Genomic DNA, 23,398 nt, shown 5'->3' on the forward strand with positions numbered 1-23,398 from the left:
CAGGGTGTGGTTGATCCCAGTTATCGGGTCGACCGGCACGGCAGAACCCCGCGACGGGAGGCCAGTCCGATCAGACCCCGCCGCGGCGGCCGAGAAGAAGTGCCCGCTGCATGATGTCGGCGAGTTTACCGTGCCCCGGCGCACTGTTGAAAGCCCGGTCCCCATCGTCCGGTCATCCGACGTAACGATTAGCGTTCCGACCAGCTGGAGGTAGGTTCATATGACTTGGCTGGAACAACTGGCGGTCTTCGGCGCGGGCATCGCGGCGGGCGGCATCAACACCATCGTGGGATCGGGCACGCTGATCACCTTCCCGGCGCTGCTCGCCTTCGGTATTCCGCCGGTCACGGCCAATGTTTCGAACACTATCGGTCTGGTCCCCGGGGGCGTCAGCGGGGCGTACGGCTATCGTCGCGAACTCGAGGGCCAGCGGGCCAGGTTGGTTCGGCTCGGCAGCGCGTCCCTGCTCGGCGGCACCACCGGCGCGATCCTGCTGCTCATTCTGCCCGCCGCGGCCTTCAAGGCGATCGTGCCGGTGCTGATCATCGCGGCGCTGATCCTGGTCGTGGTCCAACCGCGGTTGGCGCGCTGGGTGAAGGAGCGCCGCGCCGCCGATAGCGGTCCGGCGCCCGAGCACGGCGGCCTGATCCTGTACGTCGCGATATTTCTGTGCGGCATCTACGGCGGTTATTTCGGCGCGGCCCAGGGTGTGTTGTTGATCGGGCTGCTCGGGGTGTTCGTGCACGAGGACATCCAGCGGCTCAACGGGGTGAAGAACGTGCTCGGTCTGCTGGTGAACGCGGTCTCCGCGGTGGTGTTCACCCTGATCGCCGATGTCGACTGGCGGGTTGCCGCGCTGATCGCGGTCGGTTCGATCATCGGCGGTGTACTCGGCGCGAAGATGGGCAGACGGATGCCGCCCACCGCATTGCGTGCGGTGATCGTCGTGGTGGGCAGCATTGCCGTCGTCCGACTGTTGATGACGTAGACGAAGGATGTATGTGGCACTCGAGATGCGAAACCCCTAGTGCGGTCCCACTTGTCACGCAGCTGGATTGGTCCCAAAGGAGGACGACGGCGGTCGGGTCCGCAACGCAGGATGATCGGTATGCGCGGGTGGAAGATCGTCGGGTTGGCACTGGCGGCCGTATTGGTGCCGTCATTGGTTTCGTGCTCTCGGCACAGTGCTGCGGTTACGCAGGTCGTCGAACTGGTTGCGCAGGCCGATGCGGCGCCGACCCCGAAACTCGATTGGGCGCAGTGCCACGAAGCGGAGTTGAGCAAATATCAGTGCGCGACGGCTGCGGTCCCCATCGACTACGCGCAGCCCAACGGTGCGACGCTTTCGCTGGCCGTCGTCAAACAGCCGGCCGCGGATAAGGACCGTCGCATCGGCACCCTGTTCAGCGCGGTCGGTGGACCCGGCGGTTCGGGCTTCAATTGGGCGAGCCACGGTGCGTTGTCGGCCGGTGAGGTGGCCCGCCGATTCGATGTGATCACCTTCGATCAGCGCGGTATCGGCCGCAGCGGTCAGGTACGCTGCTTCGCGAATTCCCAAGAGCAGCACCGGTTCTGGTCCGCCATCCGGCTCCCGCCGGCGAATGCCGAACAAGAGGCCGCGGCCGCGCGCAGCGCCCGCGACCTGGCCGCCGGTTGCGCCGCGCACAGCCCGGAGCTGCTGCCACACCTGACTACCGTCGATGCCGCGCGTGATCTCGACCTGCTGCGCCGCGCGGTCGGCGAGGCGACGATGACTTACACGGGCGGTTCCTACGCGAGCTATCTGGGCGAGGTCTACGGCGCGATGTTCGGCGACCGGGTTCGCGCGCTGCAACTCGGCTCGATGATCGACCCGGACGCCTACACCAACGATTCGCGCGCCCAGATCGCCGACTCCGCGGCGGGCACCGAAGCGGTGCTCGCGGAGTTCCTGCGGCTGTGTGCCGAAGCGGGACAACCGCGCTGCGTATTCGCGGGCCCGACCAAAACCGATGCCGCCGCGCTGCGCGTCCGCAACGACGCCGTTATGGACCGGCTGCGCCAGGGACCCATCGTGGTCGGCCAGGGTGAGCGCGCCCGCGCGGTAACCCTCACCGAGGTGCTGCCCGCGCACGCCACCATGCTCTACGACACGAAGGAGGGCTGGCCCGCACTGGCCGAACTGCTCACCGAACTGGAGCGCGGCCCGGCGGGCAATCCAGATGTCGTACAACAGATTCTGGATGCGGGCGGGTTCACCGAGGATTTCCTCGACGCCTTCACCGCAATCTCCTGCGCGGACAACAGGTTTGGCCGCGAACCGGAGCAATGGCCCGCCATGGCGGACGAACTCGCCGGTGTCGCACCGCATTACGGTGCCATGTGGCTCTACTTGCGACAGGCCTGCGGCGCTTGGCCCGCATCGGCCGAGGGATATCCGCAGCGCATCACCGGTCCGTGGATTCTGCGTTCGGATAAGCCCGCGCTGCTGTTCAACAACCGCTTCGATCCGGTCACCCCATTGACGGCCGCACGCAGGGCGCAGCAGGAGTTGGTCAATGCCAGGCTGGTGATCATCGAGGGCGGTTACGGACACCTGGTGGTGAGCGACTGCGCGGGCAGGCTCCAGGAGCACTACCTCGTGGACCTGCAACTCCCCGCGCCCGGCGCTACCTGCAAGCCGGACAGGCCCCCGTTCGCCGACTGAAACGCCGGTACCGGAAACCACTCGACCAAGATCGTCCGCATTCCGGCCACTACCACTGTTCAGGACTCCCGAATCCCGGTAGTCTGCGCTCGGCCATGCGTGATGAGGGAGGTGGCCCGGGTGCATAGACGTGCCTTTTTCAAGGCAGCCGGTGCAGCCGCGATGCTGGGTGTCGCGGGTAGCGTATTGGGCAGGGCGACAGCCGATGCCGCAGATCCGATGTGGGACAACCTTTTCCGCATGTGGGTCCCGGAAATCTTTGCGCCACTTCCCGATCCGCCCGAACATTCACCCGCGATCGTCATCGGCTCCGGCTTCGGCGCTTCGGTCACCGCACTGCGCCTGGCCGAGGCCGGCATCGCCAATACCGTGCTGGAGCGCGGTTCGCGCTGGCCGAACGATCCGTGGCGGGAGATCTTCACCGGTGACGATCTGCCCGACGGCCGCGGCTTCTGGCATCGCACCAACTTCACCGGCGTCACCAAGGTGCCGACGCATTTCGCCAACTTCGGCGGAGTGCTCGATTGCACCCAGTACCCGGGCATCGATGTGTGGCGGTCGGCGGCGGTCGGCGGCGGCTCGGTGATCTTCTCCGGCGCGATGGTCGCGCCCGAGCGCCGCTTCTTCGACCACGTCTTCGGCGGCACCGTCGACTACGGCGAAATGGAGCGCGTCTATTACCCGCGCGTGCGGGAGATGTTGCGGCTCAGCCCTATTCCGGCGGACCTGTACGCCGCTTCGCCGTTCGCACATTCCCGGGCCTGGGACGAGCAGGTGCGCAGGGCCGGCTATCAGCCGGTGGCCAATGACTCGATCTTCAACTGGGATGTGCTGCGCGGCGAAATCGCCGGCACCACAAGGCCTTCCGCGACGGTTGCGCGCAGCAATCTCGGCAACTCCAACGGCGCGAAGTTCGACCTGAACCAGAACTACCTGCGCTACGCCGAGGACACCGGAAAGTCCGCCGTCTATCCAGGGCACCGCGTCGACGCCATCGCGCAGGAATCCGGCGGCCGCTATTCGGTTACCGTGACAAAACTTTCGCCGACCGGCGATGTGATCGGCACCCGCACCCTCACCTGCGACCGACTGTTCCTCGGCGCGGGTTCGGTCGGCACCTCGGAGCTACTGGTGCGGGCCCAGGCCACCGGCGCACTGCCGAACCTCAACGAGCACATCGGCGACGGCTGGGGCACCAACGGTGACGTGGTGCTGGCTCGCGGCGCCAGTCAATTGGCCGGCTTCGGACAGGGCGTGCCGAGCGCGAGCCGGATCCTCGACGAATCCGCAGTGCCGCTCACGCTCGAAAATTGGTACATCCCCGGCATTCCGTTCGAGACCGGCGCGCTCGCCTCATTGGGCATGGTGCTCGATCCGGCCCGTGCGCGCTTCGGCTATGACCGCGCCCGCAATACGGTCGGGCTGTCCTGGTCGGCCAAGAACCGTGACGATGTCGTGGCGGCCGCCCGCGCGGTCGATCATCGGATCGCCGAACGCTCCAATGCTCTCGTCGAATACGGCGCACTCGGTTACGACGCGAACGCGCTGTTCACCGCGCACCCGCTGGGCGGTGCGGTGCTCGGGCGGGCCACCGACGGCAACGGTCGCGTGCACGGTCATCCAGGCCTGTACGTGATGGACGGTGCGGCCATCCCGGGCAGCACCGGCACGGTCAACCCCTCGCTCACCATTACCGCACTGGCCGAACGCAATATCGAGGCGATCATCCGCGCTGGGAAGTAGCCCGGCGCGGCGCGTATTACTGTCGGCGGGACCGTTCGGCGTCGAAGGGATCCTCACGTGGCAACACCGACCAGGCCGACCGCGCCCGGCCTCGACGACGGACCGAAGCTGGATTTTCCACGCAAGCCGCCCGCGCTGTGGTCGGACCTGGTGATGCTGGCGCTGGCGATCGTCTCGGTCGTGCTGGTCACCTGGGTCAGCTTCTTCGACGTCGCCGCGTACACCTACCGCGTGATCGTGGTGCTCGACTACTCGGTCTGCGCGGTATTCGCCGCCGAATTCCTCTGGCGCTGGCGCCGCGCGGGCTGGCCGTGGACGTTCCCGTTCGTCTATTGGTACGAAGTGCTCGGCATGATCCCGGTGACCAGCCCGTTCTTCCGCGGGTTCCGGTTACTGCGGATCGTGGTGATCGCGGTCCGCCTCGGCCGGGTCGCCGATCGGGCCCTCGGTGATCGTGTGACCGCCGCGGTGGTGAACCGGTTCGTGACGACCATCGTCGATGTCATCAAGCGCCCCATGACCATCGCCATCATGGACGAGGTCGCGCAGGTGCTGCGCACGGGCCACTACACCCGCAATATCGCGGCGGCGCTGGAGGAGAACCGCGCCGAAATGGACGAGATGATCCTCGAACTCATCAAGAACGATCCGCAGGCCGGTCGGGTCCGCTACATCCCGTTCCACGACGAGATCATCCGGCTCATCGCCGACACCACATTTCGGATCGTTTTCCAGGTGCTGGCGGATCCACGCACGGACGAACTGGTCTCGGACATGATCCGCGAGAATGTGGATCAGATCCGAGACGCCGTGCATGCCGGGGTGCGCGTCGGGCCGTCCAATTACGGCCCGACGCCGCATGAACAGACCGTGCGCTACCACCTCAGCCGTGTGCCGCGTGCCTGATCTCGTCGCGCGGCGCCGCGTAACGCTTTGTCTCCCAGACGATCAGCAGCACCAGCACACCGCACAGCAGCCCAAGTGACGCCAGCGCGGGCAGCGCACAGGCCGCTGGAATCAGCGCGAGCAGCACTACGGCAGCCACCAGTCGCGGCACCGTGACGTTCCCGGTCGCGTACTGCTTGAACCCCACCAATGCGATCAGATACAACACCACACCGCCGTACAGCGCGAACAGCGGTATCCCGGACAGTGCGTCCTTCAGGCTGTGCGCCGATTCGTCGCCGACGTAGTAGAGCACCTTCTTCAGTCCGAGCGAGAGACCGATGATCCCGGCGATCATCGGGAAATGCCAGAAGGTGTAGGAGTTTCGGGCGATCTTGATCTGTCGCTCGCCCTCCGCGTGCTGCAACTCGTGCTCCACCGACAGCGCCGCCACATCGAAGTACGCCCACCACAGCAGGCCCGAAACCGCGAGTCCGAGCAGGGATCCGACCGCGATCGGCCACGAAATGGGCAGTCCGGCAACGCCGATGCCGATCGAGACGATCGATTCACCCAGCGCCACAATGGTGATGAGCCCGTAGCGTTCGGAGAAGTGACTGGCCGAGTTCAATCGCCAGTCCTCGCCCGCCAGCAGGGTCCATCCCATATCGCCGACGATCGCGGCGATCCACAGGACGATCTGCGTCGTGCCTGCTGTCATGGCGGCGATGACGAGCAGGGTGGTTCCGATGGTGATGGAACCGACGCTCCAGCGCAGCACCTGGTTGCGCAATTGCGAATCCTCGGCGCTGGCCAGCACGTATATGGCCAAATGCACCAGGCGCACAATCAGATACGCGATCGCGAAGACCAGTGGGCCGAACCAGCCGCCGGGCGCATCGTCGAATGCCTCCGGAATGGTGAGCGCCGCCAGGAATCCGCCGCCCATCGCGACGAACATGGCGACCCGCGCGATGCCCTCGTCCGCACGCACCGTATTGCCCAGCCAGGAGTAGGCGATCCACAGCCACCACATGACCGCGAGTACCAGCACCGCGCGCAGCATGTTCTTGGCGCTGGTTTCGTGTGCGACCAGGCCGGTGACCATGGTGAAGGCGAAGACGAGCACCAGGTCGAAGAACAACTCGAGCTGAGTTACCGACGCATCCTCGGCCGTTGGCAGCAGGCGTGCCCGTCTGGAACCGATCATGGTTCACATCGTCGCATCCGAATACGACAGGTGCGTTCCTATACGGCCTGATAGTTCTCGTTCTCGGTGAAGCCCTCAGCGAACTCGATGAAGTTCTGCACGACGGCCTCGTTCGAGCGGCGCATGGTCCGGCTCACCAGCATGCCCGGAACGGGGATCGGGATGTAGAGCTCGACGTGGTACCAGACGTCGGTGCCCTCCTCGCCCTCGGTGACCTCGAACCAGCCGCCGCCCTTCACCCCTCGGGTGCTGTCGGCGACATCCCAGGCGGAGCGAGTCTCGGTCCATTCGTACTCCAGGACCTGCAGATCCGAGCCGCCCATCAGGTCAGCTTTGACGAATACCCGGCGCGGTCGCAGGTCGTCGTCGCGGCTGGCGACCCGGGCGTCGCTGTAGGAGGTCGACCACTCCGGGAGCATCTCGACCGCGGCCAGTGCATCCATTACCCGCTCGGGATCGGCGTCGACGACGAAACGGATATCGGTCTTTGTACGCATTCCATACCTCCGCCCCCGCCCATCTACATCGGCAAATTGTGCCCAGCGACACATTCGCAAGTCAACTGAGCGGGCAGTGCCCGAAGCCACATCGGCCGCATATCTCGGGGGGATCACGGTCGATTATGTACGGCGGGAACAAGTTACGGTTCAGTATTTTCGAACGAATCGCGATTTCGCCGGTCGAGTGGACTTGCCGTAGCAGCTGGCGGGCCGTAAGTCGATCGTGCGCAATGTATTCGCCTCGTCGGCTGCGCAGGAGGTAACGGGCCCGCGGGGAGCGGGCCCGTGGGTGCGGCGGCTCAGTGCGGCGTTGGTTCGATGATCGCGTCCGGACCTGGGTAGACGAGCGATTCGTGCCCGTCGTCGAATCGCACCACATACGGCGGTGCGCCCTGAGGCCCACGGACTTCGACGATTTCGCCGTGGCGATCACTCTGTCCCACAACGTGGCCGTGTACGAGCAGCCGGTCTCCGACATTCGCCATCATGGCCCCATTATCGAATGACAGTGACGCGCGTCACAAGGGTTCCCCGTACTACGCGGCGTTTCACTCGTTACCGACGAGTCGATCGACTGCGGCCTCGATCAGCTCCTGACTCTGTGCCTCAGCGAAGATTCCCGGCAGCGTGAGCCGGTCCACGATCAGCCAATTCAGCGCCAGATACAGCAGAATCACCGATTTTTCATCGCCGGGCAGTTCGGCTTCGAGATGGTTGCGCATATTGAAATCGAGATCCGCGCGCACGGCCTCGGTCATGACCGCCCGCAGCTCCGGTCGCCGCGTCGCCTCCAGGCGCAGCTCGAGCATGGCCAGGTAGCCGGTGCGGAACGCCTCGATGCGACCGACCGTCTCGCGCATCAACTCGGCAATATGCGCCCGCGTCTTCGGACCCGTCGCGAGGTCGGCCATGGTCGCCGCGCTCGGTGTCAACCGTTCGTAGAACCGCCCGCCCACCTGGGTCAACAGGTCGTCGCGATTGGTGAAGTAGTTCGACGCCGGAACTCGACGAGATGGTCGTCAAGAGCTATCCGGTCGTCGCGGGCGGCGGCATATCCGCCTTGTCGGGGTGCGTTCAACCCGACCCTGTTCACACCGACCGAGCGCCGGGACTTCGGCAACGGCGCCCAGGTCACCTGGTTCACCCGGGCCTGATGCCCGGCCGTGGCGGCGGTCCGCCGCCACGGCGCCGGGCACCCTCACGCGACCTTGTCGTAGACCAGAACGATCGCACCGGAATCCGTGGTGGACAGATCGGTGAGCGACCAGCTGGTTGCGGGCACGCCGTCCTCGAACAGTCGTGCGCCGCCGCCGACGAGTTCGGGGCACAGCGTGATGATCAGCCGATCCAGCTCGCCCGCCGCCACCAGGTTCCGGATCACGCTGCTGGAGGCCAGTACCACGATGTCGCCGCCGGATTCGGCGCGCAGCTGCTGTTCGGCGCGGCCGAACGGGCCCGTGCCGACGCCGGATCGGTTGTCCGCGTCGATATCCCCGACGAAACGCGGCTGCTGGAATACCTCGAGCGCGGCCGCGCCATGTCGTTGCGGGCGGCGATCGACTACATCACCCGGGCCCGTGGCCGACGCAACCGTCCCGATTCCGGTTGGGAAAGCCTCACGCCGACAGAGCGTTCCGTGGTTGAACTCGCGGTCTCCGGCCTGACCAATCCGGAGATCGCTGCGCGCCTGTTCATCGGCCGCGGCACCGTGAAAACGCATCTGGCGCATGTTTACGCCAAGCTCGGGATTGCCAATCGCACCGAACTCGCCCGTCTCGCGCCCAGTGATCAGCCGCGCAGAAATGACAGGCGCACTTGGCGGTCGGGGTTGTCGACATTGAGGTCTACCATCGCGATTGATTGCCAGGTGCCCAGGGTCAATGCGCCGCCGATGACCGGCACGGTGGCGTAGGGCGGGATCAATGCCGGCATGACGTGGGAGCGGCCGTGTCCGCGCGAGCCGTGGGCATGCCGCCAGCGATCATCGGCGGGCAGCAGGTCGCGCAATGCGGCGAGCAGATCGGCATCGCTGCGCGCGCCGAGTTCCATGATCGCGATCCCGGCCGTGGCATGCGGTACGAAGATGTGCAGCAGCCCGTCCTCGCCCGCCTCGCGCGCGAACGACGCGCACTGCGGAGTGATGTCGTACACGACCTCGGAACGTCCCGTGGTCACCTCGATCACCGTGCTCTTCATGGGCTACATCGTCCTCTCAATCGGTGTCCGGTTCCCGTCGCAGCGCCGTCACCCGCACCGAAGTTTCGTGCAGCCGGTTGAACACATCCAGCACCAACTCCAACTGCTCGACCGAATACCCGGCCAGCGCCGCCCCGAACTCGCGTGCCGTCACCTCGTAGTGCGGCGCGATCTCATCGATCCGCTCTTGGATCACCCTGATCGCTCTTGGATCACACTGATATCGACCCGCCGCCGGTCCTGCGCGTCGTGTTCGCGCCGCACACGCCCGCTTTCAGCAGCCGGTCGATCGCGTGATGGCGCCGGTGGTCAGGCCGGTGCGGGCGGCCGGCTCTCCGGCGGTGGCGGTCCGCCGAGGCGGAGCAGGTTCGAGCAGCGCAGATCGGTCACATGCAGGCCGGAGCCGGTCCGCGACGGCTCGGTGCATCATCACGTCGTCATCGGCGCTCCGCTGGGCAGCGATGAGGTAGGAACAAATCCGCTGGGCCTCTGCCGGTACGCTGGGGTGCTGTCAGCTGCTGATTGTCGATCTTGGAGGACCCTGTCGTGGCTCTCGTTGTTCAGAAGTACGGAGGATCCTCGGTAGCGACCGCCGAGCGTATCCGGCGCGTCGCTGAACGGATCGTCGAGACGAAGAAGCAGGGCCACGACGTTGTGGTCGTCTGCTCGGCCATGGGCGATACCACCGACGAGCTACTCGATCTGGCGCAGCAGGTGGCGCCTGCGCCGCCGGCTCGGGAAATGGACATGCTGCTCACCTCGGGTGAGCGCATTTCCAATGCGCTGGTCGCCATGGCCATTCATTCGCTCGGCGCCGAGGCCCGCTCGTTCACCGGCTCGCAGGCGGGTGTGATCACCACCGGATCGCACGGTAACGCCAAGATCATCGACGTCACCCCGGGCCGGGTGCGCGCCGCGCTGGACGAAAATCTGGTCGTGCTGGTCGCCGGTTTCCAGGGCGTCAGCCAGGACAGCCGCGACGTCACCACGCTCGGTCGCGGCGGCTCCGACACCACCGCGGTCGCACTGGCCGCGGCGCTGGAGGCCGACGTCTGCGAGATCTACACCGATGTGGACGGCGTCTTCACCGCCGACCCGCGGATCGTGCCCGACGCGCAGCAGCTCGAGCAGGTCTCCTATGAGGAGATGCTCGAGCTCGCCGCTTGCGGCGCGAAGGTACTCATGTTGCGCTGCGTGGAATACGCGCGCCGCTACAACGTTCCGGTGCATGTGCGCTCGTCCTACACCGACAAGCCCGGCACCTACGTCTATGGATCGATGGAGGACATCCCCTTGGAGCAAGCAATCCTCACGGGCGTCGCGCACGACCGCAGCGAGGCCAAGGTGACCGTGGTCGGCCTACCGGACGAACCTGGCTACGCCGCCAAGGTATTCCGCGCGATCGCCGATGCGGAGATCAATATCGATATGGTCTTGCAGAACATTTCCAAGGTCGAGACGGGGAAGACCGACATCACCTTCACCCTGCCCAAGACCGAGGGCGCGCGTGCGGTGGAGATGCTGACCAAGCGTCAGGACGAGATCGGTTTCTCGCAGGTGCTCTACGACGACCACATCGGCAAGGTCTCCCTCGTCGGCGCGGGCATGAAGAGTCATCCGGGCGTCACCGCCACCTTCTGTGAGGCGCTGGCGAATGCGGGCGTGAACATCGACCTCATCTCCACCTCCGAGATCCGGATCTCGGTGCTGGTCAAGGACACCGAACTGGACGAGGCCGTGCAGGTGCTGCACAAGGCCTTCGATCTGGGCGGCGACGAGGTCGCGGTCGTCCACGCGGGAACGGGACGCTGACTTGGCCGGGTCGAGCGCGGAGGCGGCAGCGCAGCGTAACCACGCAGCGCTCCCGGTCAAGTCGAAAGGGGTAGAGCCATGGGTTTACGGGTAGGAGTCGTCGGCGCGACCGGACAGGTCGGCGCCGTCATGCGAAAACTGCTGGAGGAGCGCAACTTCCCGGCCGACGAGGTGCGTTTCTTCGCCTCGGCCCGCTCGGCGGGTAAGACCCTGCCGTGGCGCGGCGGCGAGATCGTGGTCGAGGACACCGAGACCGCCGATCCCACCGGCCTGGATATCGCTTTGTTCTCCGCGGGCGCCACCATGTCGCGCGTGCAGGCACCGCGTTTCGCGGCGGCCGGTGTCACGGTGATCGACAACTCGTCGGCTTGGCGTAAGGATCCCGAGGTTCCGCTGGTCGTCAGCGAGGTGAATCCGGAGCAGACTCGCAATCTGGTCAAGGGCATCATCGCCAACCCGAATTGCACAACCATGGCCGCGATGCCGGTGCTCAAGCCGCTGCACGATGTGGCCGGCCTGCGGCGCCTGATCGTTTCGAGCTACCAGGCGGTCTCGGGCAGCGGCCTGGCCGGTGTCGAGGAGCTGGTCTCCCAGGTGCGCGCCGTGGTCGACGATGCCGAAAAGCTGGTGCACGACGGCAGTTCGGTGCCGTTCCCGGCTCCGAACAATTATGTCGCGCCGATCGCCTTCGACGTGATCCCGCTCGCCGGTGCACTGGTCGACGACGGCTCCTTCGAAACCGACGAAGACCAGAAGCTGCGCAACGAGAGTCGCAAGATCCTCGGCCTGCCCGAGTTGCTGGTCAGCGGCACCTGCGTGCGTGTCCCGGTCTTCACCGGCCACTCACTGTCGGTGAATGCCGAATTCGCCGAACCGATTTCGGTCGAGCGGGCCAAGGAAATTCTCGCCAAGGCCCCCGGCGTCCAGCTCACCGACGTGCCGACCCCCTTGGCCGCCGCGGGCAAGGACGACTCCCTCGTCGGCCGCATCCGCCAGGATCCGGGTGTCCCCGACGGCCGCGGTTTGGCGCTGTTCATCTCCGGCGACAACCTCCGAAAAGGCGCTGCTCTCAACACCATTCAAATCGCCGAAGTCCTGTTGGCGCAGCGCTGACGTTGACCGAACGGGCCGTTCCGATCATGAGATCTGAACGGCCCGTTTGCTTTTCGGTCATCTGATATCGAGTTTCACTGACGAGCCGAGCAGCGCGGTCAGCGACAGCCGAATGTGCGCCGGAAGGTTTCGCTCAGGTATGACGGGGAGGCGAATCCGGCATCGGCGGCGCAGCGCGTGAGGTCGTGTCCGGCGGCCAAACTCGCGAAAACCATTCGGAGCCGGGCCCATTGGCGGTAGCGGCGGAATGTGGTGCCGGTGTGTGCGGCGAAGGTTCGCAGGAAGTGGGTTTCCGACATCCCGGCTGCATCGGCCGCGTGCTCGGCCCGGATGTGTGCGGTCGGATCGTCACGAATGTCGCGGACAATGGCATCGATTCGGGGGTCGATCGCCGATTGTCGAACCGATATCAGGCACTCCAACTCGGCGACACCGGTTCGGGCCGCGGAGATGAGGGCGGCTTCGGCGCGCTCATGCCCAGCCCCGAAGGTCGTGCGGCTCGCCAGATCATCGTCGACGCCTGCCGGGCGCCACGTCACGATCTGTCGGCAGTGGAGAACTGACCCAGCAGGCCCGGGCGGGCCGAAATTCCCTCGCTCCGCCCGGGTGCCCACTGCTAGCCTGCGCCGATGGCGAATCCTTATCCACAGGTGTATTTCGGGGACCGGCTGATCGACGCGGAACGGGCGTCGGTCGCGGTCGCATCGTCGGCAGTGCTGTACGGGCTCAGTGTGTACACAGTGTTCCCAGTGCTTGTGGATGGATCGGCACGCACCGCATTTCGGCTCGACGACCATTTCCGGCGACTCGAGGAATCCTGCAAGATCATCGGCATCGACCGGTTCGCCACTGAATGGGACTTCGCACGATTCCGCACGGCGATCATCGACTTGGTCGCGTCCAATGCGCCGAGCGAGGACGTATTCGTCCGCGCGACAGTGCATGTCGTCGAATCGATTCCGGGCACCCGGGTCCGGGGCTGCGCCATCCAAGTCAGCATTTTCGTCTACGACGCGGTGCCGATCGTGCCCCAGGACGGCATGCGGCTGAAATCCAGTCCATGGCGGCGCATTCCGGATAATGCGATTCCCTCGCGGGCGAAAGTCAATGGTGCGTACGTCAATTCGGTACTCGCCAAACAGGATGCCATCGACAGCGGCTACGACGACTGCGTCTTCCTCGACGGCAACGGCCACGTCTGCGAACTCAGCGCCGCCAATATCTTCCTCGTCCGCAACGGCACCCTGATCACACCGGATGTGTCCTGCGACATCCTCGACGGCATCAACCGCCGCACCATCCTCACCGTCGCCGCCGAAGACGGCATTCCGGTCGTCGAACGCACCATCGACCTCACCGAGCTCTACATCGCCGACGAAGTCTTCGTCACCGGCACCTCGTCCGGGACCTCGCCTGTCACCGAAGTCGACGGCCGCCTGATCGCCGACGGCCACCCCGGCCCCCTTACCCAAGCCCTCCGCAAACGCCACACCGCCGCCCTCCGCACCGACAACCACCACAACTGGCTCACCCCCCTCTGACCGCTCCCTGCGGAAGTCGTCACTAAACGCGAAAAAAGGCGATATCCCCTTCTTCGGTGTTCGATTCAGCGGATGCCCGGTGTGCGCGGATCCGGACCCAGGCAGACCAGAATGGCGCAGCCGGGTGGGGTATCGGCGAACGGCGGCGCCAACGGATAGTTCAGGCAGCTGAAGACATCGCAGCCCGGATATGCCGCAGGGCCGATGCCGAAGACCGCGAGCAGCAGATTCGTATCCACGAACCGCCTCGGATCCAGACGCAACGGTGGCTCCACATACGGACCCGGATCGGGCACCGGACGGACTTCGAAGGCCGCGAACAGGCGACGGAAGAATTCGTACGGCAGCTCCGCGGTGTTCTGCACAATCCCCGAAATGCCCTCGTTGCTGACATTTCCGAAGGCTCCGGTCCACACCACCGTCAAATCCAGGCTCGGCATGATGAAGACGTTCTGCATGCCGAGTCCCGACATCGAGTAAATGTCGGAGGGTAGGTAGTCGGGGGTCTCGGCACATCCCGGTCCGATCCAGAACAGATAGCCGTAGCACGCGTTCTCCGCTGACGGCCGGCGTGCGTTGTGCAGATACGTCTGCGAGACGATTTGCTGCCCGTCCCAGCTCCCGTTATTGCTCACCAGCAGGCCGAGCTTGGCGAAATCGTTCGGTGGGATCATCAGATGGGCGTATCCGTAGGTGTGCCCGGCGCGGTCGCGCGCCCAGTAGTAATCGCCGCGTTCGATGCCGAGCGGATCGAAAAGCTCACGCTGCGCGAACTGCTGCAGCGGTTCCCCGACGGCCAATTCGATGACATAGGCGAGCAGATCGACATTGCGCTGGCTGTAGCTGAATGCCACGCCCGGCGGATTGTCCAACGGCACCCCGAGCGCCTGTACCGCACTATTCGGATCGAGTGGAATCACCCCGGTGACGCCCTCGGTGAGCACGCCCACCTTCATGCCGGACGTTTCGGTCAGCAGATTCTCCACGGTGATCGACCGATGCTGCGCATCACCGAGTCCGGGCGGCAGGTACCGATCGATCGGCGCTTCGATATCGAGTTTCCGCTGATCCCAGGCTATTCCGGCGAGCAGGGAAACCACGCTCTTCGTCGCACTCCAGATATTCCAGGCGACATTCCCGGTCTGGTCGTTCGTCGGCCCCTCGCCGATCAGGCAGTTGTGCCGGAACACCTGCACATTCAACCGATTACGCCCGCCGGCGAACTCCAATGCCTCCGCGAGTCGCCCCGAATCCAGTCCGACCTGTTCCGGCGCCGCCCGTTCCGGCTCTCGCCCGGACGACACCCCACATGACAGCTGCTCGGTATGCGTGGCCTGCGCACTTCCGGCGAAAACGCTTCCCGCAACCAGCGATACCGCGGCGATTCCGGCCAGGAATCCATAGATGCGCCCCATGTGCAAAGGCTATCGCGACCGACCTCGCCAGACGGGGCAACAGGCTGAATACGTTGCCATGGTTGCATCATCGACCACACCGCGATCGACCACGAGCCGAGTCGCTCCGGAAATACGAAACGCCGCCAGGTCGGTAAACCTGGCGGCGCTGAGTCGCCGGACGCCACGCCAACGTCACGACTCGAGTGCCGACGTCCCACAAGCGCCTCTCGGCGGGTGGTCGCTCGTAGCGACAAATGGGGTGAGGCCCGGGGCTGTCCGGACGCCGACAGAGGTGATCAACGGTCCGCCGGTCGGATCTATTCCACGAATTGCGATGTGATGCGCACAACGAAAATCACCTGGTCGGATCCCGCCGCGCCTCCCGATAGCTTTCAGCTGGCTGGGCAGCGGACCTGTCTAGGGCAGAATGTACGGATGCTGCGGCCCCGGTCACAAAACCGACCGATAGGTATCTATCGAGTTAGCCCAAGCCGCGTCGCCATCAGCGGTATCTGTGGCCCGGTCTTTGCGATCACGGCAGCGGCCGACGTCCTCTCACCGAGACCGGATATGCGCCGGCAGATTGGTGGGCGGCATGCCGCCGCACGGCGCACCCGGCGACCGTGATCAGATGCGGCATGGCCACTCGATGAGGCAGGTCCCTGGCAACCCGCAGGTGGTGGTTCGGGCGCTACGGACTCGCGTGCCGCAATCTAGAATCAACGGGCTCACGAGGTGAAGAGGGGGATCGGCGTGTCCGATGATCTGGTACTGGCCGAAATGCTGGCAGCGTTGGAGCGCAGTCCGGAGGTGCTCGCGCTGCGGGTGCGGGTGATCGAGTTGCTGATCGATCGTGGCCGCCATGCCGAGGCGCTGGCCCAGTGTGCGACGGCGCTCGGTCAGGAACCGGGACATCCGCGAGTGCTGGAGTTGTTGCAGCAGTGCACAACTGCGCTCGCAAGTGGTGCGGTTCCCCCCGCTGCACCGACCCGGCCGACGTCGAGCGAGCCGATGCTCAGCCAGCCCATGTCGGCCCACCCATTGCCGACCGAGTCGACGCCGAGCCGGCCCGCGCCGAGCAACACCACGTCAAACGAGTCGACACCGGACGAGGCGAAAGGCAATCCGTCGCAATATGATTGGGCGGCGGCCGAAGAGCAGGTCGGCGATATCGTCGCCCCCGCATTCATCGATGCGGGCTCGCGCGAATTCGTCACCGACTCCGATGTCGGCGTATTCGAGAAGCCCACCGTCAAGCTGGCCGATGTCGGCGGCATGCAGGATGTGAAGCGTCAGCTCGAACTCACGCTGCTCGGTCCGATTCGAAATCCGGGATTCGCCAAGGCTTTCGGCACTTCCGCACGCGGCGGACTGCTGCTCTACGGCCCGCCCGGCTGCGGTAAGACCTTCATCGCCGCGGCGGTTGCCGGTGAACTCGGTGCGAACTTCTACCCGATCGAGATCGCCGACATCCTCGATATCTATCACGGTTCCGGCGAGCGCAATCTGCACGAGGTCTTCGAAATGGCCCGCCGCAATGCGCCCTGTGTGCTGTTCCTCGATGAGGTCGACGCCCTCGGGCACAAGCGCAGTCAGATGTCGGGTTCGGCGTGGATGCGCAATGTGGTGAATCAGCTGCTCAACGAGATGGATTCGGCCACCCACAGCAACGACGGCGTCTACATCCTCGGCGCCACCAACCACCCGTGGGACCTCGATGTCGCCCTGCGCCGCCCCGGCCGGTTCGACCGCATGATCCTGGTCGGCCTGCCGGATTCGGACGCGCGCCGGGCGATCCTGCACTACCACCTGAAGGATCGTCCGGTCGCGGGCATCGATCTCCCGGCGATCGTGCGGCGCACCGACGGCTTCTCCGGTGCAGATCTGGCCCACATCTGCACCTCGGCAACACAATTGGCGATGGCCGACTCGATCAGCACCGGCACCGTGCGCCCGGTCGGCATGGCCGATATCGAGGTCGCGCTGAGCCAGATCAAGCCGAGCGCGGGCCCCTGGTTCGAATCCGCCCGCAACGTAATCGAATTCGCCAATAACGACGGTACGTACGACGAACTCGCGAAGTACATGCGAGCGAGGAAGTTCCGCTCCTGAAACAAGCCCGGACGAGCCACTCGGGGTACATCAACCCGCACGCCATCCGGCGGAGGGCCCATCATCGGCATCTGAAGCCGCGCGTCGTCTGCGTCCTAGGAGTACGCGGCATCGCCTGACGCCTGTATGGCAAGCTCGAATCCGAAAACAGCTCCGCCCCTGACCATTTCGGTCGGAGGCGGAGCTTTTCGTTATGGGGAATCCACGGGCCCCAGGGCTCGGAACTACAACAGGCCCCACCAATAGAGCAGTGTGGCCAGCACCCAGACAACCACGGTTTCCATCGCCGCTCCCATTCTCCTTGGCGCCTCATCCTCCATCATCCGCCGATTCGCGCCACCGCGCCGCAAACTTGTCGGGATCTTCCGCAAATAATGCGACTACCTGTGGTTTTGTTCCTGCAAGGTCTTCTTAAGTGCCCAGCAAGCCCGCGACGGCATTGTTTGTGTCAACACCGCAACACAAGCCACCACCGGGGGTGGGGAACCGGACTCGACCTGTTCACGAGGGGTAACAGGTCGCGTCACGGGGGTAGTGCCAGCCGGGCCGGTCCACGAGGGGTGACCGGCCCGCTGGCGCTTTATCGGGGGCAACCACTTCGGATGGCTCTTCCCGGAGCTGACCGGCGAATCAGTCGCCGCTGCCGAAGGTAACCATTCGGTGCGTGCCGACGATCCCATCCAAGGGTGTATGTGGCCGGGCCGGTTCACGAGGGGTGACCGGCCCGGCCGGGGCCTCGAGCGGTCAGCCGACCGTCTGGACCGCCCACACCGGTCGCGCCGACCAGCGAGTTCATCGCGATCCAGTGCTGCTCCGCATAGTCGGGTGCTGCAAGTAGGCCTTCCAACTGCCGTAGGAGGTGATATCGGTGGCGGTACCCACGGCATCATAAGTGCAGGCGAAGCCGATGACCGCACGTCCGTCGGATAGTTCGACACTGGTCAGCGCCATCGGCGCGGGCAGCGCGGCGAGGAAGCGGCCCAGTCCCGCCGCTGATACCCGGAACAGCTCGCCGAGGATCGGCGCACCGAGTCCCGGGCCGAGGCGCACCAGCCCGGGTTTCGCGGGCGTGGTGTCGAGTGCGGTCAGGCGGTAGGCGTCGGTGGTGCGCACCTCGCCGGTGAAGCGCGCGCCGATCCCCTCCAACTGCCAGTGCAGCGGCTGACCGCGCAGGTGCGCGCCGAAGACGGCCAGATCAACGCCGTCTTCGATCAATGTCGGAGCATTGTCCTTACCGATGATGCGGGCGGCGATATCGACGGCGACCTGATCGGCAAAGGCGGGCGTCACGACCATCACGCCGAAGGGCGCGCCGGTCGCGGTGGATTGGCCGGGGACGGCGACGGCTGCCATATCCAGCAGATTGCAGAAGTTCGTGAAGGTGCCCATCCGTCGGTTGATGCCGAACGGATCCGCTTGTACCGCAGCGATACTCGGATGCTCGGTGGTCGTCGGCAAAAGCAGTCCGGCGAACCCCTGCAAAGTCACCGCCGCCGCAGCCTTGGCTCGCGCCAAGGTATCCAGATCAGCCGCGAATCCGGGGCCGGTCGTTGCGCGCGCGGCATCGATGATGGCAGTCACGGTGGGATCGGCGCTCGCCGGCGCGGTATCGAGAAATGTGCCGACGGCCGCATAGCGTTCCGCGACGATCGCGCCGTCGTAGAGCAGAAGCGCGGCATCGAGCATCCCGGAGATATCGACCTCTTCGGTCGTTATCCCGGCACTCGTCACCGCGGATACGGTGCGGGCGAACGCATCTCGATACGAATCGCTGAGTGTGACGAGATCCTCGGGGCGCGGGACCGCCAGCCGGATGGTCTGCGGCGCGGCGAGCGGAACATCGGCGGGCCAGGACCGGCTGCGCGGATCCCGAGGCTCCGGTCCGGCCATGACCGCGGCCGAGGCGACCGCGCTGTCGAGGTCGGTGGCGAAGACCGTCACGGCGTCGTAGTCCGCACAAGCCGGAACCACGCCGTGTGCCGGAATGATCCCCAAAGTGAGCTTGATGCCGACGATTCCGTGCAGCGCGGCCGGGACGCGTCCGGAACCCGCTGTGTCCGTTCCGATTCCGACATCGGCGATACCGAGAGCCACGGCGACTGCCGATCCGGAACTGGACCCGCCGGAAATCAACTCCGGATCGTGCGCGTGGCGAACCGCGCCGTATGGGCTGCGCGTGCCGACGAGCCCGGTTGCGAACTGATCCAGATTGGTCTTGCCGAGAACCAATGCGCCCGCCGCGACCAGGCGCTCGATCGCCATCGCGGTGACCTCGGCGGTGTAGGCGAATTCTGGACAGGCCGCGGTGGTCGGCAGCCCCGCGACATCAATATTGTCCTTTACCGCGACCAACACCCCTGCCAGCGGCAAGGATTCACCCGCGGCGAGCCGCTGTTCGACGCCCGCGGCCTCGGCGGCGACATCGGCCTCGGCACGCAGCGTGATCCACACCTCTGGCCGATCGACCTCCGCGATGCGTCGATACGCGGCGGCGACCCGCGCGGTCGGCGTGCCGTGTACTTCGATATTGCCTAGGACGCCTGCGGTCATTCGGTGGCTCCGATCACTGCTAGTGGGGTTCCCGGTTCCACTTTCGAGCCTGGGGTGGCCAGTACCTTCAGTACCGTGCCGGTGCCCGGGCTGTGCACCGGCAATTCGAGTTTCATCGCCTCGAGGATGGCCACCGGATCGCCCGCGTCGAGACGCTGGCCCACCTCGATTTCCACCCGCCAGACATTGCCGATCATCGGTGCGGTGACCACCGTTGCGTCCGGCGGCAATCCGGCCAGTGGATCGGTTGCAGGTTCCGGCACACTCTCGACGATCGTGCTCTGCTCGAATTCCCCTGCGGCGCGCCAGGCCTGTTTCTCTGCTTCGAAGGCGGCGGCCTGTTCGGTCTCGAATTCCGCTATGGCTTCCGCATTTTCGGCGAGTACCCGCAGGTGGTCGGCGAGTGCGAAGGTGCCATCGCTGACCTCGGCGTCGAAACGCCCGGCCGCGGCGGCCGCGCGCTGTTCGAGCAACTGCTCGGGAGTCACCGGCTCCCAGACGATGCGGTCGAAGAATCGGAACAGCCACGGGGTGCCTGTTTCGAACGGTGCGGATTGCCGGTAGCTGGACCAGATCGGCACCGTCCGGCCGATCAGCTGATAGCCGCCCGGTGATGCCATGCCGTATACACAGAGGTACTTGCCGCCGATGCCGACGGCATCCGCTGGTGTCCAGGTGCGCGCCGGGTTGTATTTGGTGGTGACCAGCCGGTGCCGCGGATCGAGCGGAACCGCCAGCGGCGCACCGAGATAGACGTCACCCAGGCCGAGCACCAGGTATTCGGCGTCGAAGACCGCGGCACGCACATCCTCGATGCTGTCGAGTCCATTGATGCGGCGGATGAATTCGGTATTCGAGGGCAACCACGGAGCGGCATCGCGGACCCCGCTGCGGTATCGATCGATGGCCTCGGCAATCGAGGGATCGTCGAACGACAGCGGCAATCGAATCGTCCGACTGGGCACCACGAGGTCATGGGTTGCCGGCAGTTCGGATTCGAGGTCGGTCAGCGTGCCGAGCAACCGATACTGCGGCAGCATCTCGGGATCGAAATGGATATGCAGTGAACGGACACCCGGCGTCACATCGATGATGCCCGGGAGACCGGTGCCCGCCAATGCTTCGGCGAGTGCCTGCACCCGCATGCGCAAGCCGAGATCCAGCACCATCTCGCCGTATTCGACCAGAATATTGTCATCGCCGCCGCGCAGATAGGCGACTTGCGGGCGACCCGCACCCGCCGCGACGGTGCCGAGGATGCCGCGATCGGCCAGTCCGACCGGCGCGCGGGAACCGGTGAGCGGGCTCAGCCCCGCAGTTGGGGCCTCGGCCTTGGCGCGAGCGGTGTTCGAACGGCGCAGCGCGGTGGCCCGGTCATCGTCGACCGGCGCGAAGCGGACGGTATCACCCGGACGCAACTGGCCGAGTTTCCAGCGATGTGCCGAGATCACAGTGAGCGGGCAGGCGAAGCCGCCGAGACTCGGACCGTCCGGCCCGAGCAGGATCGGGGTATCGCCGGAGACATTCAATGTTCCGACGCTGTACGGGTTGTCGTGCAGATTCGACGGATGCAATCCCGCATCGCCACCGTCGGTGCGCGACCAGGTCGGCTTCGGACCCTCCAGTCGAATGCCGGTGCGATTCGCGTGACTGCCGACTTTCCAAGGGTGCGAATAGAATTGGTTCATATCCGCGTCGGTGAAATAGGCGGGTGCGGTCTGCGGTCCGATACCGACGGCCAGTTGCCACACGTGTGTGAATTCGGGTCGCTCATCGAACGGAACCGCTTGTGGCTCAGCGAGTTCGGGCCGATTCCCGACGATTCCCAGCACGTCCCCCGCGACAACGGCTTTGCCGGTGCTGCCGCCGAAACCACCGAGAGTAAAGGTGGCGGCGCTGCCGTGATAGAGCGGCGCATCGATGCCGCCGCGTACCGCGAGGTAGGTGCGCAATCCGGCGTCCGACGGTGCGCCGATATCGAGCACCGACCCGGCTGGGACGGTAACCGGCTGCCACATCGGGACCGGCTGTCCGTCTACCGTGACCGGCGTCGAAGCACCCGTCACGCAGACCACGGTCGTATCGGCGAAACGCACCTGTGGACCCTGGAGCGTGCATTCCAGCGCGGGTACACCTGCGGGGTTGCCGACGGCGATATTGGCCAGGGTGAACGACAGATCGTCCATCGGACCCGACGGCGGAATTCCGACCTGCCACAGGCCGATTCGCCCCGGATGATCCTGAATCGTGGTCATCGTGCCACCGCGCAGCACATCGATGCGATGGCTGGCGGGCCGGATATCGGCCAGTGTCGTCGTGACGTGGTCGGCGTCGAGCACCACGGCATCGGCAATCGCCGCCCGCAACTGGGGCAGATTCGTTTGGACCCCGTAGATCCTGGTCGCGGCCAGCGCATCACTCGATCCCGCGAACGCCGCGTCGCGAGTAGGCCCCGACGCGATCACCTTGGCCAGCAGCGGGTCGTAGTACGGACTGACCTCGGTGCCCGTCGCGACCCAGGTATCGACCCGAACCGCCGCATCCACCGGAAACGTCGCGGCCGTGATCAACCCGGCGCTCGGCCGGTACTGGTGTCCCGGATCCTCGGCATAGACCCGCGCCTCCACGGCCCATCCGCTGATCGCCGGTCCGGTCTCGGGCAGTTCGTCGACCATCGAGCTGTCCCCGCCCGCCAGCCTCAACATCCACTCGACCAGATCAACCCCGGTCACCGCCTCGGTCACCGGATGCTCGACTTGCAGCCGGGTGTTCATCTCCAGGAACGAGGCCGCACCGCGCTCGACGTCGTAAACGAATTCCACTGTGCCCGCCGATCGGTACCCCACCGACCTGGCCAACTCCCGCGACGCCGCGAGCAACTGCTCGGACAGCTCTGGCGCGAGTCCGGGTGCGGGCGCTTCCTCGATGACCTTCTGATTGCGCCGCTGCAGCGAACAATCCCTGGTGCCGAGGCTCACCACGCGCCCGCAACCGTCACCGAACAACTGCACCTCGATATGCCTGGCCCGCGCCACGAACCGCTCCAGGAAAACACCGGTCGAGGAGAAATTCGTTGCGGCCAAACGCTGCACGCGCAGGTATGCCGACCGCAGCTCATCGGCATTACCGCAGGCCTGCATGCCGATACCGCCGCCGCCACCGACCGCCTTGAGCATCACCGGATAGCCGACGCGCTCGGCCTCGGCCACCGCGTGTCCTGCCGATTCGAGCAGTCCACTACCCGGAATCAGCGGCACCCCAACGACGGCGGCGGTCTCGCGAGCGCGGTGCTTGTCGCCGAAGATGCGCAATTGCTCCGGCGTCGGCCCGACGAATGCGATCCCGGCATCGGTCACCGCCGTGGCGAAATCCGCGTTCTCCGAAAGGAATCCGTATCCGGGATGAATCGCGCCGGCACCCGTCGACAGCGCCGCCTCGACGACCAGGTCGGCACGCAAGTAGGACTCCGCAGCCGGACTCGACCCCAGATGTACTGCGACATCTGCGATTTCGACATGGGCGGCACCGACATCGGCATCGGAGTACACGGCGACGGTTTTCAAACCGAGCGCACGCGCCGTCCGCATGATCCGGCAGGCGATTTCGCCGCGATTGGCGACCAGAACCGTATCGAATTCCAGTGTCACCGGAAA

General features: G+C 65.6%; 19 protein-coding genes and 1 pseudogene. 9 read left to right on the forward strand and 11 right to left on the reverse strand.

All coding sequences use genetic code 11. From position 1 onward, the window contains the following. The first annotated feature begins 220 nt into the window (after positions 1 to 220). The 4 genes from ACQPXH_RS02370 (at position 221) to ACQPXH_RS02385 (ending at position 5,335) form a co-directional block, all read left to right on the forward strand. Positions 221 to 988, forward strand: a complete 768-nt coding sequence (locus tag ACQPXH_RS02370) for a sulfite exporter TauE/SafE family protein (RefSeq protein WP_433600705.1) — start codon at positions 221 to 223, stop codon at positions 986 to 988. Between the two features lie 120 nt (positions 989 to 1,108). Then, positions 1,109 to 2,686 (forward strand): alpha/beta hydrolase, encoded by a 1,578-nt coding sequence (locus ACQPXH_RS02375; protein ID WP_433600706.1) that lies wholly within the window; start codon positions 1,109 to 1,111, stop codon positions 2,684 to 2,686. Between the two features lie 120 nt (positions 2,687 to 2,806). Then, entirely contained in the window at positions 2,807 to 4,429 is a 1,623-nt protein-coding gene (locus ACQPXH_RS02380; protein ID WP_433600707.1) for a GMC oxidoreductase, read from the forward strand. Between the two features lie 57 nt (positions 4,430 to 4,486). Then, entirely contained in the window at positions 4,487 to 5,335 is an 849-nt protein-coding gene (locus ACQPXH_RS02385) for an ion transporter (RefSeq protein ID WP_433600708.1), read from the forward strand. Here ACQPXH_RS02385 and ACQPXH_RS02390 read toward each other — a convergent pair. From ACQPXH_RS02390 to ACQPXH_RS02410, 5 genes are all read right to left on the reverse strand, one after another. Then, positions 5,313 to 6,524: a low temperature requirement protein A gene (locus tag ACQPXH_RS02390; protein WP_433600709.1), complete on the reverse strand. Its 1,212-nt coding sequence runs from the start codon at positions 6,522 to 6,524 to the stop codon at positions 5,313 to 5,315. The two genes, ACQPXH_RS02385 and ACQPXH_RS02390, sit on opposite strands and share 23 nt — an antisense overlap. 38 nt (positions 6,525 to 6,562) lie before the next feature. Next, a complete protein-coding gene (locus tag ACQPXH_RS02395) occupies positions 6,563 to 7,021 on the reverse strand; it encodes an SRPBCC family protein (RefSeq protein ID WP_433600710.1) in 459 nt (152 codons plus the stop codon). 302 nt (positions 7,022 to 7,323) lie between these two features. Further along, the gene (locus ACQPXH_RS02400) at positions 7,324 to 7,512 is read right to left on the reverse strand and encodes a DUF1918 domain-containing protein (protein WP_040686020.1); all 189 of its coding nucleotides are present in this window, start codon (positions 7,510 to 7,512) and stop codon (positions 7,324 to 7,326) included. Positions 7,513 to 7,572: 60 nt separating this feature from the next. After that, positions 7,573 to 7,980: a TetR/AcrR family transcriptional regulator gene (locus tag ACQPXH_RS02405; RefSeq protein WP_433603265.1), complete on the reverse strand. Its 408-nt coding sequence runs from the start codon at positions 7,978 to 7,980 to the stop codon at positions 7,573 to 7,575. A gap of 242 nt (positions 7,981 to 8,222) precedes the next feature. After that, positions 8,223 to 8,624, reverse strand: a complete 402-nt coding sequence (locus ACQPXH_RS02410; RefSeq protein ID WP_433603266.1) for a dihydrofolate reductase family protein — start codon at positions 8,622 to 8,624, stop codon at positions 8,223 to 8,225. Here ACQPXH_RS02410 and ACQPXH_RS02415 point away from each other — a divergent pair. Next, a pseudogene (locus ACQPXH_RS02415) lies at positions 8,562 to 8,744 on the forward strand (helix-turn-helix domain-containing protein); the annotation flags it as partial. The gene ACQPXH_RS02410 and the pseudogene ACQPXH_RS02415 overlap by 63 nt on opposite strands. 68 nt (positions 8,745 to 8,812) lie before the next feature. On the opposite strand, the gene ACQPXH_RS02420 reads toward ACQPXH_RS02415, so the two are convergent. Beyond that, on the reverse strand, positions 8,813 to 9,220 hold the full coding sequence (locus tag ACQPXH_RS02420) for a YjbQ family protein (protein ID WP_433600711.1): 408 nt from the start codon (positions 9,218 to 9,220) through the stop codon (positions 8,813 to 8,815). Positions 9,221 to 9,236: 16 nt separating this feature from the next. Then, on the reverse strand, positions 9,237 to 9,416 hold the full coding sequence (locus ACQPXH_RS02425) for a hypothetical protein (RefSeq protein ID WP_433600712.1): 180 nt from the start codon (positions 9,414 to 9,416) through the stop codon (positions 9,237 to 9,239). 350 nt (positions 9,417 to 9,766) lie between these two features. Between ACQPXH_RS02425 and ACQPXH_RS02430 the strand changes: the two genes are divergently transcribed. Next, complete coding sequence (locus tag ACQPXH_RS02430) at positions 9,767 to 11,032, forward strand: aspartate kinase (protein ID WP_433600713.1); 1,266 nt, start codon at positions 9,767 to 9,769, stop codon at positions 11,030 to 11,032. A 78-nt stretch (positions 11,033 to 11,110) separates the two neighbouring features. After that, on the forward strand, positions 11,111 to 12,145 hold the full coding sequence (locus ACQPXH_RS02435) for an aspartate-semialdehyde dehydrogenase (RefSeq protein ID WP_433600714.1): 1,035 nt from the start codon (positions 11,111 to 11,113) through the stop codon (positions 12,143 to 12,145). A gap of 98 nt (positions 12,146 to 12,243) precedes the next feature. On the opposite strand, the gene ACQPXH_RS02440 is transcribed toward ACQPXH_RS02435, so the two are convergent. After that, positions 12,244 to 12,684 (reverse strand): helix-turn-helix transcriptional regulator, encoded by a 441-nt coding sequence (locus tag ACQPXH_RS02440; protein ID WP_433600715.1) that lies wholly within the window; start codon positions 12,682 to 12,684, stop codon positions 12,244 to 12,246. 90 nt (positions 12,685 to 12,774) lie between these two features. Between ACQPXH_RS02440 and ACQPXH_RS02445 the strand changes: the two genes are divergently transcribed. Then, on the forward strand, positions 12,775 to 13,686 hold the full coding sequence (locus ACQPXH_RS02445) for an aminotransferase class IV (protein ID WP_433600716.1): 912 nt from the start codon (positions 12,775 to 12,777) through the stop codon (positions 13,684 to 13,686). Between the two features lie 65 nt (positions 13,687 to 13,751). Here ACQPXH_RS02445 and ACQPXH_RS02450 read toward each other — a convergent pair whose 3' ends face one another. After that, positions 13,752 to 15,101 carry a serine hydrolase domain-containing protein gene (locus ACQPXH_RS02450; RefSeq protein ID WP_433600717.1) on the reverse strand — a complete coding sequence of 450 codons (1,350 nt, stop codon included), beginning with the start codon at positions 15,099 to 15,101 and terminating at the stop codon, positions 13,752 to 13,754. Positions 15,102 to 15,836: 735 nt separating this feature from the next. Here ACQPXH_RS02450 and ACQPXH_RS02455 point away from each other — a divergent pair. Continuing rightward, on the forward strand, positions 15,837 to 17,195 hold the full coding sequence (locus ACQPXH_RS02455) for an AAA family ATPase (protein ID WP_433600718.1): 1,359 nt from the start codon (positions 15,837 to 15,839) through the stop codon (positions 17,193 to 17,195). Between the two features lie 792 nt (positions 17,196 to 17,987). Here the strand turns inward: ACQPXH_RS02455 and atzF are convergent. Together atzF and uca are read right to left on the reverse strand one after the other, a co-directional pair. Beyond that, on the reverse strand, positions 17,988 to 19,745 hold the full coding sequence (gene atzF / locus ACQPXH_RS02460; protein WP_433600719.1) for an allophanate hydrolase: 1,758 nt from the start codon (positions 19,743 to 19,745) through the stop codon (positions 17,988 to 17,990). Further along, positions 19,742 to 23,392 carry an urea carboxylase gene (gene uca / locus ACQPXH_RS02465; protein WP_433600720.1) on the reverse strand — a complete coding sequence of 1,217 codons (3,651 nt, stop codon included), beginning with the start codon at positions 23,390 to 23,392 and terminating at the stop codon, positions 19,742 to 19,744. The genes atzF and uca overlap by 4 nt, the downstream gene beginning before the upstream one ends. Between the last annotated feature and the right edge of the window lie 6 nt (positions 23,393 to 23,398).

This window comes from Nocardia sp. CA-135953 (assembly GCF_050955735.1).
Classification (GTDB): domain Bacteria; phylum Actinomycetota; class Actinomycetes; order Mycobacteriales; family Mycobacteriaceae; genus Nocardia.

Bases quoted from the DNA above. Each gene is read 5' to 3' on its own strand.
- ACQPXH_RS02370 (WP_433600705.1), top strand. From the start codon at position 221: ATGACTTGGCTGGAACAACTGGCGGTCTTCGGCGCGGGCATCGCGGCG.
- ACQPXH_RS02375 (WP_433600706.1), top strand. From the start codon at position 1,109: ATGCGCGGGTGGAAGATCGTCGGGTTGGCACTGGCGGCCGTATTGGTG.
- ACQPXH_RS02390 (WP_433600709.1), bottom strand. From the start codon at position 6,524: ATGATCGGTTCCAGACGGGCACGCCTGCTGCCAACGGCCGAGGATGCG.
- ACQPXH_RS02395 (WP_433600710.1), bottom strand. From the start codon at position 7,021: ATGCGTACAAAGACCGATATCCGTTTCGTCGTCGACGCCGATCCCGAG.
- ACQPXH_RS02400 (WP_040686020.1), bottom strand. From the start codon at position 7,512: ATGATGGCGAATGTCGGAGACCGGCTGCTCGTACACGGCCACGTTGTG.
- ACQPXH_RS02420 (WP_433600711.1), bottom strand. From the start codon at position 9,220: ATGAAGAGCACGGTGATCGAGGTGACCACGGGACGTTCCGAGGTCGTG.
- ACQPXH_RS02435 (WP_433600714.1), top strand. From the start codon at position 11,111: ATGGGTTTACGGGTAGGAGTCGTCGGCGCGACCGGACAGGTCGGCGCC.
- ACQPXH_RS02445 (WP_433600716.1), top strand. From the start codon at position 12,775: ATGGCGAATCCTTATCCACAGGTGTATTTCGGGGACCGGCTGATCGAC.
- ACQPXH_RS02450 (WP_433600717.1), bottom strand. From the start codon at position 15,101: ATGGGGCGCATCTATGGATTCCTGGCCGGAATCGCCGCGGTATCGCTG.
- atzF (WP_433600719.1), bottom strand. From the start codon at position 19,745: ATGACCGCAGGCGTCCTAGGCAATATCGAAGTACACGGCACGCCGACC.